Source organism: Sulfitobacter noctilucae, assembly GCF_000622365.1.
Taxonomy (GTDB): Bacteria; Pseudomonadota; Alphaproteobacteria; order Rhodobacterales; family Rhodobacteraceae; genus Sulfitobacter; species Sulfitobacter noctilucae.
The window spans coordinates 1-12714 of sequence record NZ_JASC01000001.1; the positions used below are offsets into that span (position 1 = coordinate 1).

At 57.0% G+C, this 12714-nt stretch carries 13 protein-coding genes and 1 rRNA gene; 6 read left to right on the forward strand and 8 right to left on the reverse strand.

Features of this window, described 5'->3' with window-relative positions; translation table 11 throughout:
* The 3 genes from Z945_RS0100005 to msrP all read right to left on the reverse strand — a co-directional run.
* Positions 1-267: ribosomal RNA gene (locus Z945_RS0100005) — 16S ribosomal RNA — on the reverse strand; the annotation flags it as partial.
* A gap of 913 nt (positions 268-1180) precedes the next feature.
* Positions 1181-1792 (reverse strand): protein-methionine-sulfoxide reductase heme-binding subunit MsrQ, encoded by a 612-nt coding sequence (gene msrQ, locus Z945_RS0100010; protein WP_025050073.1) that lies wholly within the window; start codon positions 1790-1792, stop codon positions 1181-1183.
* Positions 1793-1813: 21 nt separating this feature from the next.
* Positions 1814-2719, reverse strand: a complete 906-nt coding sequence (gene msrP / locus Z945_RS0100015; RefSeq protein WP_025050074.1) for a protein-methionine-sulfoxide reductase catalytic subunit MsrP — start codon at positions 2717-2719, stop codon at positions 1814-1816.
* A gap of 335 nt (positions 2720-3054) precedes the next feature.
* On the opposite strand from msrP, the gene Z945_RS0100020 reads away from it, so the two are divergent.
* Positions 3055-3534 (forward strand): fasciclin domain-containing protein, encoded by a 480-nt coding sequence (locus tag Z945_RS0100020; protein WP_025050075.1) that lies wholly within the window; start codon positions 3055-3057, stop codon positions 3532-3534.
* A 160-nt stretch (positions 3535-3694) separates the two neighbouring features.
* Here Z945_RS0100020 and Z945_RS0100025 read toward each other — a convergent pair whose 3' ends face one another.
* Positions 3695-3991: a hypothetical protein gene (locus Z945_RS0100025; protein ID WP_025050076.1), complete on the reverse strand. Its 297-nt coding sequence runs from the start codon at positions 3989-3991 to the stop codon at positions 3695-3697.
* A 142-nt stretch (positions 3992-4133) separates the two neighbouring features.
* Positions 4134-6749, reverse strand: coding sequence for an ATP-dependent chaperone ClpB (gene clpB / locus Z945_RS0100030; protein ID WP_025050077.1), 2616 nt, complete (start codon positions 6747-6749; stop codon positions 4134-4136).
* Between the two features lie 384 nt (positions 6750-7133).
* Between clpB and Z945_RS0100035 the strand changes: the two genes are divergently transcribed.
* The 3 genes from Z945_RS0100035 (at position 7134) to pyrF (ending at position 8718) form a co-directional block, all read left to right on the forward strand.
* On the forward strand, positions 7134-7448 hold the full coding sequence (locus Z945_RS0100035) for a hypothetical protein (protein ID WP_025050078.1): 315 nt from the start codon (positions 7134-7136) through the stop codon (positions 7446-7448).
* 236 nt (positions 7449-7684) lie between these two features.
* The gene (locus Z945_RS19150) at positions 7685-7942 is read left to right on the forward strand and encodes a hypothetical protein (protein ID WP_025050079.1); all 258 of its coding nucleotides are present in this window, start codon (positions 7685-7687) and stop codon (positions 7940-7942) included.
* Between the two features lie 86 nt (positions 7943-8028).
* Positions 8029-8718 carry an orotidine-5'-phosphate decarboxylase gene (gene pyrF, locus Z945_RS0100045; RefSeq protein ID WP_025050080.1) on the forward strand — a complete coding sequence of 230 codons (690 nt, stop codon included), beginning with the start codon at positions 8029-8031 and terminating at the stop codon, positions 8716-8718.
* 164 nt (positions 8719-8882) lie between these two features.
* Here the strand turns inward: pyrF and Z945_RS0100050 are convergent, their stop codons facing one another.
* Positions 8883-9329 carry an NUDIX hydrolase gene (locus tag Z945_RS0100050; RefSeq protein ID WP_025050081.1) on the reverse strand — a complete coding sequence of 149 codons (447 nt, stop codon included), beginning with the start codon at positions 9327-9329 and terminating at the stop codon, positions 8883-8885.
* A 57-nt stretch (positions 9330-9386) separates the two neighbouring features.
* Between Z945_RS0100050 and Z945_RS0100055 the strand changes: the two genes are divergently transcribed.
* Positions 9387-10640, forward strand: a complete 1254-nt coding sequence (locus Z945_RS0100055; RefSeq protein WP_025050082.1) for a DNA polymerase IV — start codon at positions 9387-9389, stop codon at positions 10638-10640.
* On the opposite strand, the gene Z945_RS0100060 is transcribed toward Z945_RS0100055, so the two are convergent.
* Entirely contained in the window at positions 10637-11233 is a 597-nt protein-coding gene (locus Z945_RS0100060) for a TetR/AcrR family transcriptional regulator (RefSeq protein WP_025050083.1), read from the reverse strand. The two genes, Z945_RS0100055 and Z945_RS0100060, sit on opposite strands and share 4 nt — an antisense overlap.
* A gap of 96 nt (positions 11234-11329) precedes the next feature.
* Here Z945_RS0100060 and Z945_RS0100065 point away from each other — a divergent pair, with 96 nt between their 5' ends.
* Positions 11330-11821: an anthrone oxygenase family protein gene (locus tag Z945_RS0100065; protein WP_025050084.1), complete on the forward strand. Its 492-nt coding sequence runs from the start codon at positions 11330-11332 to the stop codon at positions 11819-11821.
* 3 nt (positions 11822-11824) lie between these two features.
* On the opposite strand, the gene Z945_RS0100070 is transcribed toward Z945_RS0100065, so the two are convergent.
* Complete coding sequence (locus Z945_RS0100070) at positions 11825-12685, reverse strand: N-formylglutamate amidohydrolase (protein ID WP_025050085.1); 861 nt, start codon at positions 12683-12685, stop codon at positions 11825-11827.
* Between the last annotated feature and the right edge of the window lie 29 nt (positions 12686-12714).

Sequence of the window (12714 nt, forward strand, 5' to 3'; positions counted from 1 at the left end):
CTCTAAAACCAGCTATAGATCGTAGACTTGGTAGGCCATTACCCCACCAACTATCTAATCTAACGCGGGCCAATCCTTCACCGATAAATCTTTCCCCCGAAGGGCGTATATGGTATTACTCATCGTTTCCAATGGCTATTCCATAGTGAAGGGTATGTTCCCACGCGTTACTAACCCGTCCGCCGCTCACCCGAAGGTGCGCTCGACTTGCATGTGTTAGGCCTGCCGCCAGCGTTCGTTCTGAGCCAGGATCAAACTCTCAAGTTGAAAAGATCTTACGATCTTATCCTTGACGTCGAACCTCTGCACATCGTCCATTAAGCCTTACTGAAACTTAATGAACAGTCTTTCTGTTTGTTGTGCTTAGGACTTCAAAGAAGTCGAAAGCCGTCCAAACAGTGAAGCTGACACTCCATCATCGGCCGAAGCCTAAGAGCGCGATATACAGACGTTGATCCATCGAATGAACCAAACCGCCCACATATCTCTTCAGATATCAAATTTTCAAACAGCGTCGAGACAAATATGACCAGATGCGCCCTAACTAAAACGGCGCGCCCCGCCAAAATACCTCAGATTTTCTTCTCTTACCGTCCCGACCACCCCTTAGCGTCTGCTTCGTTGTGGCCCGTCTGGCGCCCCGTTGGAGCGTCTCTGCTCGTCCGGTAAGGGGGGTTCTACGGATAGTGACTGAGACCCGCAACCCCTTTTTTCGGGAAATATGCACTTTTTGTAACGGAGGCATATTTTCTCGTGAAAACAGGGGTTTGCTTGGCATTTGCTTCGTAGAACGGCTCGATCGGGCAGGATTATTACTCTGACCTATGGTCAGCTCTTACGCGTGAATTACCAGATCTAGAGTTATCCACAGGCTTACCCCCAAGCGTTCCGGAGACTCGCCCTGTTTGCGCCAACATTTCGGAGGTGAATCGGCCGGTTCACTCTCTATCCGTATCCGATACACGTGTGATTCCACCCTCGCTGGCCCTAAGAACCTTGGAAGCGGATAGGAATCCCTTCGCAAACTGCTCGATTCAGTGGCGGCCTCGCCGTTTCAGACGCCATTAGACCAGTGGTTCAGCCCAATTCCCTGTCAGACAGCGGGGAGCCATCCCGCTACATAAGCAAAAACCGCCCCGGAAGGCGGCTCTCGTTTTCACACTCTCTATAACTGTCGCTGTTACCCCGTTACAGAAGCTCTTCTGTTCGGCTTACGAAGCCGTAAAGACAGTAGTCCCAAGATCACGGCCATATATAGGAGTGGCTCGAGCTGGATGCCTTTTACCAGCCATATGAAGTGAACTCCCCCTAGCAGAACCGCAGCATAGGTAAGCTTGTGCAGTTTGCGCCATCTTGGCCCGAGTTTGCGCACCGACCAGTTGTTCGAGGTCAGCGCCAGCGGCAGCAACAAAACGAACCCGGCCATCCCAATTGTAATGTAGGGACGTTTGATAATGTCCTCGACCACCCGTCCGAGCGTCTGCACATCCAGAAAGGCCCAGACCAGCAGATGCAGCGTCACATAGGTAAAGGCCAGAACACCAATAGTGCGGCGAAACTTGATCAGGTTCAGGCCGACGTATTGGCGCAGGGGCGTAATGCACAGTCCAATGATCAAAAGCTGCAGCGCGATCTGTCCGTAATCATGTTCCAGCGGTTTCACCGGGTCGGGGCCAAGGCCCCCCGTCAGCGCGAGATAGAAGAAGTAAGGGGCAGGTAGGAGATAAAGTATATAGACAGCCCAGGTTGGTACCTTCCGGGCAAATCCGTTTATGCGATCTACAATACTCATCACTCTATACTACTGTCCGGTTCAGAAGTTTGCCTTGAGGTCCATACCTTTATAAAGGCTCGCCACCTCCTCTTCGTAGCCGTTGAACATCAGTGTGGGCTGGCGCTTGGCAAAAAGACCACCGCCCACCATCCGTTCGCTTGCCTGTGACCAGCGCGGATGGCTCACTTCGGGGTTCACATTACTATAGAACCCGTATTCGCGGGCATTCGACTTGTTCCAGCTGGTCGGCGGCTCGCTGTCTGTGAGTGTGATCCGCACGACAGACTTGATGGATTTGAACCCGTACTTCCACGGCACAACCAACCGCATCGGGGCACCGTTCTGGTTCGGGATCGGTTTGCCATAGATACCTGTGGCCATAATTGTCAGCGGATGCATCGCCTCGTCCAGCCGAAGCCCTTCGACATAGGGCCAGTCCAGAACCGGGAAACGCACGCCGGGCATCTCGTCCGGACGCAGCGCCGTCTCGAACGCTACATATTTCGCGCCGTCCTGCACGCCTGCCATTGCCAGCAGATCGGCAAGCTCGAACCCGTTCCACGGGATGACCATCGACCATGCCTCGACACAGCGGAACCGGTAGATGCGCTCTTCGAGCGTCATGGCATCCATAATGTCGGCCATTGCATAGTCACCGGGCTTATCGACAAGGCCATCAATCTTGACCGTCCACGGTGATGTGGTCAGCGAGCCCGCATTGGCGGCGGGATCTCCCTTGCCGGTGCCGAACTCGTAGTAGTTGTTGTATTGAGTAATGTCTTCGTAGGAATTCGGCTCCAGCGCCTCTTGCGCGCGGGCCATACCGCCAACACCAGCCAGACCGACACCCGCTGCAAGTCCGGCCATCAGCTGCCGCCGGTTCAGAAATGACGCCTCAGATGTGATATCCTGACGGGTCAAGGTGTTGGTCCAACGGTGTGCCATGCGGTCTCTCCATACTCTACTATATGCAACAGGTAGGGCGTGGCCGTGGCTAACCCAAATCCTTTCGCGATCATTTCAGCCATCACACCGAAATGTCAGGCGGTGAAACGCACCGAAAACCACCAAAATTCCCCTCGGTTCCATCACGGAATCCATTGCGTTTTTCACATTGTTTTGAGTGGTCATTGGAAGGCCCCAACGCTTAGGCAGGGCACCCTATTTATCAACGCGCAAGATGGCCGCACCGACGGAAAATCTCACGGGAACGATGCTCCGCCAAGCGCGTATGGTCTGCGATGCCACGACGGCATGGACCAAGACTTGAGGAGAACACTATGTTTCGTAGAACTGTACTCGCACTGACTGCTTCCGCCGCGCTGATGGGCACCACCGCATTTGCGGATGGCCACAGCAAAGATATCGTCGATACGGCCGCCGGTGCCGGAAACTTCACTACATTGCTGGCCGCCGCTGAAGCCGCCGGTCTGGTGGAGAAGCTGAAAAGCGAAGGGCCCTTTACTGTATTCGCGCCAACCGACGAAGCATTCGCCGCTTTGCCCGAAGGCACAGTCGAAGATTTGCTGAAGCCAGAGAACAAAGAAGCGCTGGCCGGTATCCTGACATATCACGTGGTCGCGGGCAAAGTGATGTCCACCGACCTTACCGACGATATGCAAGCTGAAACTGTGCAAGGTACCACTGTGATGATCGACCTTGATGATGGCGTGATGGTGGATGATGCCAATGTGACGACAGCGGATATCGAAGCATCCAACGGCGTGATCCACGTGATCGACAAAGTGATCATGCCCTAAGCGATGACAGACCCCATCTCGATGTGGGTTATTTAAAAAAGAGCCTGTCAACAGATGTTGGCGGGCTTTTCTGTCTCAAGAACCGGAGAGTGCCGTGCGCTTGTGCGCGTCCTATGTGGATTGGATCAGACGCGCATCAACAAAACGTTTCAGCTTGGATCTACTTCACGCGCTCTCGCATCGGATCGTGCTCCGTCAACCGGATCAAATCGGCATAGGTCAGCTTGCCCGCCTTCACATCTTCGAATTCAGCTTCGGTAATTTCATAGGTGTCCGTGCCCCCGCCCTGACGTGCCGCAAGAAATGAAAAGGAGCAGGTCCCGTCAGAATCTCGCCTGACGTTCCAGAACTCTTCCTGCCACAGATCGTGAGAGTGAATAATGGGGCGAGGGTTTGCCCGGTACTTCTGGACCTGTTTATGAGGTCTGGCTGTCTCTTTACCCACGTTATCTCCCATAGAAGCAGTCTTTCTTGTATGATGTCGATCTATTTGCTGGCAATCATAGAAGACGCTGACGTGGTGCGTCCATTACAGAACCCGAAAACAAAAAAGGCCGGCGCATCGCACCGGCCTTTCTCTATATATCATTGTGCAGCGATTAGTGCACCGTCGCATCATCCGGCTTGGGTCTGTTGCTGGCCGCAATGCGGTCGCCGATGATCAGACCATCTGCGCCCGCCGTGACTTCGATTAGATCGCCGTCCCGGATATCGCCTGCCAGCAGCATCTCGGCCAAGGGGTCTTGCAACGCCCGCTGGATCACACGCTTCAGCGGCCGCGCCCCGAACACCGGGTCATAGCCTTCATCTGCAAGCCAGACCTTAGCGGTCTCGTCCAGCGACAGGTCGATCTTGCGCCCCGCCAACCGCTTCAACAAACGCGCCAGTTGGATTTCGACGATGCCGGTCATATCCTCGCGGGCCAGCCGGTCAAAGATGATCGTCTCGTCAAGACGGTTCAGGAACTCGGGGCGGAAATGCGCGCGCACCGCGTCCATCACATCGCGCTTGGCACCTGCCATGTCACCACCGTCGGGCAGTTGGCTCAGCGCTTGCGCACCAAGGTTGGATGTCAGGATGATCAGCGTTTGCTTGAAATCCACTGTGCGCCCCTGACCGTCGGTCAGCACACCGTCATCAAGCACCTGCAACAGCACGTTGAACACATCCGGATGCGCCTTTTCGACCTCATCGAACAGCACTACCTGATAGGGCCTGCGCCGCACCGCTTCGGTCAACACACCGCCCTCGTCATAGCCGACATAGCCGGGAGGGGCACCGATCAAACGGGCCACGGCGTGTTTCTCCATGAACTCCGACATATCAATACGCACCATGGCGTTGTCGTCATCAAAGAGGAATTCGGCCACGGCTTTGGTCAGCTCGGTTTTACCCACGCCGGTTGGTCCCAGAAACAGGAACGATCCAAGCGGACGGTTCTCATCATTCAGACCCGCACGCGCACGGCGCACCGCATTGGCAACTGCCTTGACCGCAGCATTCTGGCCGATGACGCGGCCATGCAGTTGGTCTTCCATCCGCAACAGCTTATCCCGCTCGCCTTCCAGCATTTTCCCTGCGGGAATACCTGTCCAGCGTTCGACAACGCTTGCGATCTGATCAGGGCGCACAGCCTCTTCCACCATCATCCCGTCGTCACGGGATTCTGCGGCTTCAAGCTCTTTCTCCAACTGCGGAATGACGCCGTAAGACAGCTCACCCGCCTTGGCCAGATTGCCCTCTCGCTTGGCGATATCCAAAGAGGCGCGTGCTTGGTCCAGCTTTTCCTTGATGTCACGGGCACCGGCCAGCTTGTCCCGCTCGGCCTGCCATGCAGCGGTCATGCCGTCGGATTTCTCCTGCAAATTGGCCAGATCTTTCTGCAAGGTCTCAAGCCGGTCCTTGGAGGCCTGATCGTCCTCCAGCTTCAGCGCCTGCTCCTCGATCTGCAACTGCAGGATTTGCCGGTCCAGCTGGTCCAGCTCTTCTGGCTTGCTGTCGACTTCCATGCGCAAACGCGAGGCGGCTTCGTCCATTAGGTCGATCGCCTTGTCCGGCAGAAAACGGTCGGTGATATAGCGGTGGCTCAACGTCGCCGCCGCGACCAGGGCAGAGTCGCTGATCCGCACACCGTGGTGCAGTTCATACTTTTCCTTGATGCCCCGCAGGATCGACACGGTATCTTCGACCGTCGGCTCTTGCACGATCACAGGTTGGAACCGCCGCGCAAGTGCCGCGTCTTTTTCGACGTATTTGCGGTATTCGTCCAAAGTGGTCGCGCCGATACAGTGCAATTCACCCCGTGCAAGTGCCGGTTTCAACAGGTTAGAGGCATCCATCGCCCCGTCTGCCTTGCCCGCACCAACCAGCGTGTGCATTTCGTCAATGAAAAGGACAATCTCGCCCGCTGCTTCGGTGACTTCGGTCAATACGGCCTTCAGACGCTCTTCAAATTCACCGCGATATTTCGCACCGGCGATCAGAGCACCCATATCGAGCGAAAGCAGACGCTTGTTGCGTAGGCTCTCGGGCACATCTCCGTCAACAATCCGCAGGGCCATGCCTTCGGCAATCGCGGTTTTACCCACGCCCGGTTCACCAATCAGAACAGGGTTGTTCTTGGTCCGGCGGCTCAGCACCTGCATGGCACGGCGGATTTCCTCGTCGCGTCCGATGATCGGATCGATCCGCCCCTCACGGGCGCGTTCGGTCAAATCAGTGCTGTACTTCTTCAACGCTTCATAGCCATTTTCGGCGCTGGCCGTATCAGCCGTGCGCCCCTTGCGCACATCATTGATCGCGGCGTTCAGTCCCTGCGCTGTTACCTTTCCGGCATCCAGCGCGGTCTTGGCACCGGATTTCACCATGCATAGCGCCATCAGGATACGCTCGACCGGAACAAAGCTGTCGCCCGCTTTCTTGGCGACCGCTTCCGCTTCGGCCAACACTTTGGTCGTCGCATTGTCCAAATAGACCTGCGCCGCGTCGCCTGTCACAACAGGCATCTTGCCCATCGACAAGGCCAACGCCTCACGCACGCTCTTGGCATCACCGCCTGCGGCGTTGATCATATTGGTCGCAAGACCCTGATCATCGTCCAACAAAGCCTGCAAAATGTGTTCGGGGGTCAATCGTTGGTGGTTTTCGCGTGTTGCGATGGTCTGTGCCGCCTGGATAAAGCCGCGCGACCGCTCTGTGAACTTGCTCAAGTCCATCTTACTCTCCTCTATAAAGCACCCGTAATGTCTGCGCCCGCTTTGCGGCACGCCAAGGTTTGGGCCTCGGATTAGAAGTGGGTAAACATGTGGTTTGGTTCAAGATAGGACCGCCTGAAAAGTGCACAAATCGCAGGCATCGCAAAGCGGTCGAAGCGCATCTTTGGGTACGTAATGAGGGCATTTGCCTGCAAACCACATAGCTTGTTCGCCAACATCAGCGCAATTTCTACGCGAAAGCGCAAAACCTAACCAGCTTATAAATAAAGAAATTTTAAAGTTATCCACAAAATTTCTACAATTTGGAAACCCTTTGAGGGCTCAGCGCGTTTCTCCAGTACAAAATGCTCACTAAGGCATACGAAATAATTTGAGGTTCTCGACATGTATACATGCCCCATTCAATTGGACGATGTCAGGTACAACGCAGCGACCCAAGCCTTCGAGGCGCTCGTTGTTGTTCATGACAATACAATCGTACGCCGCTACGCCTGCGAGATCACTGCACCCCTTGATTTTACATTCGAACAAGCCGCCGCCGGTTTAGCGAAACAAGCGATCCGGCGCCATCAGCATCGGGGCGGACTGTTCAGCGAACCGAACAGCCACCGCCCCTCCCAACGCGCCGGACGTCGTATGTTCGATGCCGCGCAGTGGCTCGAAGCACTTGTGACGCGTCCGGACAGACACGCCGCATAACTTACACCCGGTTCCCTACCGGGGCCTTTGTCGCCTTTGGTTTCGTCTGAAACCGTGAGGTGCCTCAGCAGAGATCATGTACTGCCTGCAGATCTCTTCCTTGCCGGACACTCCCCTTGGGTTTGTCCGGCTTTTTTCTGACGCGATCCCGCTGTTATTCCCCTTTTTGAACCTGCCAGCCGCATTCTACATTACCGTTAAGGCCCAACAAAGGGTCAGGCACCGGAGGCGTACAAATGCAGATCAAACCTATTTCACCAGAGCAGATAACCTTTAACCCCGCGACAGAGATGTTCGAAGCACTTGTGACGGTCAAAACCGCACAGGGCACGTTCCGTTATCCCTGTGCTGTCGCAGGCACAATCACCACCCCGCCTATGAGCGCGGCGTTTAAACTGGTCCAGCAGGCCAAACAGCGACACCGCGACGGCAACGATCTTTGTGCAGGCCAGATGCACCCTTCTCCCTCGAAGGACATGCAGCGCGCCGCGTAAAGCACGAGGGGCAGCCGCGCGGCACTTGACCCGCGCGGCCCCCTCAGGCAGTCCATCGGCAAATGTCTTGAACCGGTGGAGCCCCCATGTCTGATGACCGTCTGATCGTTGCCCTTGATGTTCCACATGCTGTGGCGGGGTTGGAAATGGCCCAGAAAATCGGCGATGCGGTGTCGTTCTACAAGATCGGGCTGGGCATGTTGACGGGCGGCGGGCTGGCACTGGCCAACGAGCTCAAGCAAGAGCATGGCAAGCGTATCTTCCTTGATATGAAACTGTTCGACATTGGAGCGACTGTTGAAGCCGCCGTGCGCGGGCTGGCCCAATTCGATCTGGATTTTCTGACAGTCCACGGAGATCCGCATGTTGTACGCGCCGCCAAAGAGGGTGCAGCGGGCAGCAACATGAAGATTCTCGGTGTGACCATTCTAACATCGCTGGACCGTGCCGATCTGGATGCGGCGCTGATCCAGCCCGGCGATCTGCCTGAGCTGGTGCTAACCCGAGCTGCCCGCGCATTCGAGGCGGGGGCCGATGGCGTTATCGCATCACCACAGGAAGCGGCGGGCATCCGCGCCCTGCCAGAGGCTGCAGGCCGCCTGATCGTGACCCCTGGCGTGCGTCCGCGGGGGGCCGCGATGGGCGATCAAAAGCGTGTCGCGACACCCGCCAGCGCCATAGAGGACGGCGCAGATCACATCGTTGTGGGCCGCCCGATCTGGAAAGCCGACGATCCAGCTGCGGCTGCCCGCGCCATTCTTGACGAGATCGGTTAGGCTAGGATTCAACCTGTGACTGTAGTAAATTCACAACAACAATAGATTTGCCCACGCGGTCCGGAATTCCGGACTATGTAAAATCACATATCGCTGCTATGCTTACCCTAGGTGATACTCCCCGACGAACTGGATCTTCCTGATGTTCGTCACCTCCCCCCCGCTTAAGGCAGCGGGGGGCTTTCTTGAGCCACCCACCAGCTTTCTGAGACAGTCAAGCAGACCCTATCTTGCAAATGCGGTATCCCTTTGGAATGTTGGATAAATTCCTGTGGCAGCATGAGCGCCCAACGCTGGCCTTCTGATCCGAACCTGATGTCCCCAACCCGCTCGGGCGGAAGCCGCGCCGCGAAAAACCATTGCGCCCCTCGCAGGCCGGCAAAACTGCCCGCTCGGACAACATCAGCTGCGTCAATGCACAACCCGACTTCCTCAAAACACTCCCGCTGCATGCACTGCAGCGGCGTTTCGGTGCCCTCACGCCCGCCACCGGGTAAATCCCAGCATCCGGCATAGCGCAGTCCGGGTAAGTCGTCGCGCAAGATTACCAGCAATTGATCGCCCAGCAACAGCGCGACTTTGGCCCCGTCAAAGACGTCTTTATTGCGCATGTTCAATCGCCTGTGGTTGGGATATTCTGGTGCCACCCTTCCACAATGGTGTGTTCGATGGCCAGCCTGTGCCGTGATTGCCTTGCCGAAATTCCTGTCAGCCGCCGTTGCCCTGCCTGCGGCAGTCCGCGTGTGCTGTCGCATGATGAACTGTTTGACCTGACCATCGCCCATATGGACTGCGACGCTTTTTATGCATCGGTCGAAAAGCGGGACAATCCGGCGTTGAACGGCAAGCCCGTGATTATCGGCGGTGGACGGCGCGGTGTGGTCTCGACCGCGTGCTATGTGGCGCGGATCCGGGGGGTGCGGTCGGCCATGCCGATGTTTCAGGCGCTCAAACTTTGCCCCGAGGCGGTCATTATTAAACCCCGCATGGAGGCCTATGTTGAAGCTTCCCGGGCAATCCGCGCCATGATGGAGGAACTGACCCCCGCGATCGAGCCACTGTCGCTGGACGAAGCGTTTCTCGACATGACCGGCACCGCCCGTCTGCATGGCGCGCCACCTGCGGTGATGCTGGCGCGACTGGTGCGCCGGATGAAGGTCGAACTAGGGCTGACCGGTTCCATCGGTCTGAGCCACAACAAGTTTCTGGCCAAGGTCGCGTCTGATCTGGACAAGCCGCATGGATTTGCGGTCATTGGTGCGGCAGAGACTGACAGTTTTCTGCGGGACCGGCCTGTAAAACTCATCTGGGGTGTCGGTGCCGTGACGCAGGCCGCATTGGAAAAGGCAGGCATTCGTACCTTCGCGGATCTGTTGCGCTGGGACAAAACAGACCTGATCGCGCGGTTTGGCGGTATGGGGGAACGGCTCTGGCATCTGGCACGCGGACAGGACAAACGCCGCATTTCGGCCAATGATCCGGTGAAATCTGTTTCCAAGGAAACCACCTTTGGCGACAACACCTCTGACCCCGACATTCTGGATGGTCACCTGTGGCGCTTGTCCGAACAGGTCGCGGACCGTGCCAAGGCCAAGGAAATCGCGGGCCGTGTTGTGACGCTCAAGATCAAGCGATCGGATTTCAAATCTCTGACGCGGCGCATTTCACTAAGCGATCCGACGCAACTGGCCGACCGGATCTATCGCCACGCGCGTGCGCTTTTTGACCAGTTGGACGATCCCGGCCCCTTCCGACTGATCGGTGTCGGCATCTCTGATCTCAGTCACGGAGAAGGCGCAGACCTTGCCGGTGATCTTCTTGATCCGGATGCGCATCAGCGGAGCAAGGCAGAAAAAGCCACCGATACGATCCGCTCCCGCTTTGGTGCCAAGGCCATCGTGAAAGGCCGGGCACTGCGCTAGACGCAAAGGGCACGCAGACGACTTATGGCAAGCGTGGCCTGCGCTGCTATTTCCGCCTTTGTCGGCGCCGGCATCGTTCCAATAACCCGCCTGATTTGCTGATCGCCCAAAAGCAGATGCATGAACAGCGCGGGAAGCGGCCCGTCATCCGGTGGGTGCAACTGGCCTTCCCGCACGGCATCTTGCAAGACCGCGTCGATCAGCGGCAACACATCCTCTCGACCGCGCAGCGCCAGGAGTTGTCCCAGGGCACCCGTTGAATCAGACGCAGCGGCGCGGTTCAGCAAAATCGCCCTTTCGCTCAAGAGCATTTCCAAGAGGACCGGCGCCACACGGCTCAAAATCTCAAGGGGCGGCACTTCGGCGTTCGCAGCTTCCTGCAACCTATCGCGCACAACACGCGCATTCGCGGCGACCATGCTGGCGAACAATCCGTTTTTGTAGCCGTACCAACGGTACATCGTTTCATTTGAGGCTTTCGCCCGTTTCGCGACCGCCAACATCGAGGTGTTCTCAAAACCCGCCTGCGCAAAGAGAGCATAAGCTTCGGCTTCGATTTCACGCATGCGGCTTTCCCTTTGGTCTTTGCGCATCGGGTCTCCTTTCAGAAAGGCGTTGACACGCATCCGTACACGGCGATACGGATATGTAAAGGCGTACACATCTGTACGCAAATCACGGAGATATAGATGACCGCTCTTGCCCGACCTCTATCCTTGCTCTCCCTTGTCCTTGCTGCTGCGCTGTTTGGTTTCTTTTACGCGTGGGTTTGTTCGACCATGTGGGGACTGGACAACGCCGATCCGCGTGTGGCCATTGCAGCGATGCAGGCGATGAACGCCTCGGTCCGCAATGTGGTTTTTGCACCTGCATTTTTCGGCACGCCGGTCGCGCTTTTGATCACGACGCTGGTGCTTTGGGCGACGGCGCATCGCACCGCGGCGCTTTGGTTCGGGCTGGCGACGCTTTTGATCGCGTTGCCGGGTGTCGTGCTGACGATGGCTGTCAATGTACCGAGGAACGAAGCGCTGGCTTTGGTGGACGTTCCAAACCAGATTGATGCCGCCCGTGCCATTTGGCTGGCTTACTCACCCGACTGGCAGTTCTGGAATCAGGCCCGCACACTCGCCACCGGTCTGGGCGTTCTGTGCATCGGCTTGGGCCTGCTTAAACTGCGCTAGAGCCTATTCTGCGGCTAAGGGCACACGCCCCTGTCCGATCTGTGCCACTTCGGCCACCACTTGCCGCAAGGCTTTTTGCACCTGCTCGAAATCACCATTGGGGCGGATCAAAGTCTCGTTCATGTAAAGCGAGCGATCAATTTCTACCTGCACGGCATGTTGCGCACGGGCGGGACGCCCATAGGCCTGCGTGATATAGGCACCCGCAAAAGGCGCATTGCGAGTGACAACAAAACCCGCAGCGGCAAAGGCGGCTTCGACACGGTCCACCACATCGCCGCTGGCTGCCGCACCAAAGCGGTCTCCCAACACGATATCGGCGCGTTTCATGCCAGAGCGCACCACACCGTCCATCGCTTCATGCGGCATCGAATGACAATCAATCAGCACCGCTTGGCCGTGGCGTTGGTGCGCCGCATCCAGCAAGCTTTGCAGCCTGTTGTGATAGGGCCGCCAATACGTCTCGATTCGGCGTTCCGCTTCGGCAAGGTTCAGTTTGCCGCGGTAAATTGCGCGCCCGTTGGCCACCACACGCGGAATCACCCCGAGGCCGGAAGCGATACGCGGGTTGTGCCCCTGCCGCCGCACGCCTTCGATCAGTGCCGGGTCCAATTCATCGGCAGCGCGGTTCAGGTCGATATAGGCACGCGGCGCACCCGCTTTGATAAAATGAGCCCCAAAGATTGGCGCACAATCAAACAATTGATCTACGAATGCGTCCTCTGACGACCGTATGGCGTGTTCATCCAGTACCGATGTCCGTAAAAAAGCCCATGGGTAATCCCGCCCTGAATGGGGCGAGGCAAACACCACGCAAGACCGGTCTGACTTGGGCTGAACGACTTCGTAGGCTGACTTCGACATGCGTGACCCCTTTGACGCATACATAGCGC

Coding starts and splice junctions, on each gene's coding strand:
- msrP (WP_025050074.1), bottom strand. CDS start 2,719: ATGGCACACCGTTGGACCAACACCTTGACCCGTCAGGATATCACATCT.
- Z945_RS0100050 (WP_025050081.1), bottom strand. CDS start 9,329: ATGCGCAATAAAGACGTCTTTGACGGGGCCAAAGTCGCGCTGTTGCTG.
- Z945_RS0100065 (WP_025050084.1), top strand. CDS start 11,330: ATGACCGCTCTTGCCCGACCTCTATCCTTGCTCTCCCTTGTCCTTGCT.
- Z945_RS0100070 (WP_025050085.1), bottom strand. CDS start 12,685: ATGTCGAAGTCAGCCTACGAAGTCGTTCAGCCCAAGTCAGACCGGTCT.
- Z945_RS0100025 (WP_025050076.1), bottom strand. CDS start 3,991: ATGGGAGATAACGTGGGTAAAGAGACAGCCAGACCTCATAAACAGGTC.
- Z945_RS0100055 (WP_025050082.1), top strand. CDS start 9,387: ATGGCCAGCCTGTGCCGTGATTGCCTTGCCGAAATTCCTGTCAGCCGC.
- clpB (WP_025050077.1), bottom strand. CDS start 6,749: ATGGACTTGAGCAAGTTCACAGAGCGGTCGCGCGGCTTTATCCAGGCG.
- Z945_RS19150 (WP_025050079.1), top strand. CDS start 7,685: ATGCAGATCAAACCTATTTCACCAGAGCAGATAACCTTTAACCCCGCG.
- msrQ (WP_025050073.1), bottom strand. CDS start 1,792: ATGAGTATTGTAGATCGCATAAACGGATTTGCCCGGAAGGTACCAACC.
- Z945_RS0100060 (WP_025050083.1), bottom strand. CDS start 11,233: ATGCGCAAAGACCAAAGGGAAAGCCGCATGCGTGAAATCGAAGCCGAA.
- Z945_RS0100020 (WP_025050075.1), top strand. CDS start 3,055: ATGTTTCGTAGAACTGTACTCGCACTGACTGCTTCCGCCGCGCTGATG.
- Z945_RS0100035 (WP_025050078.1), top strand. CDS start 7,134: ATGTATACATGCCCCATTCAATTGGACGATGTCAGGTACAACGCAGCG.
- pyrF (WP_025050080.1), top strand. CDS start 8,029: ATGTCTGATGACCGTCTGATCGTTGCCCTTGATGTTCCACATGCTGTG.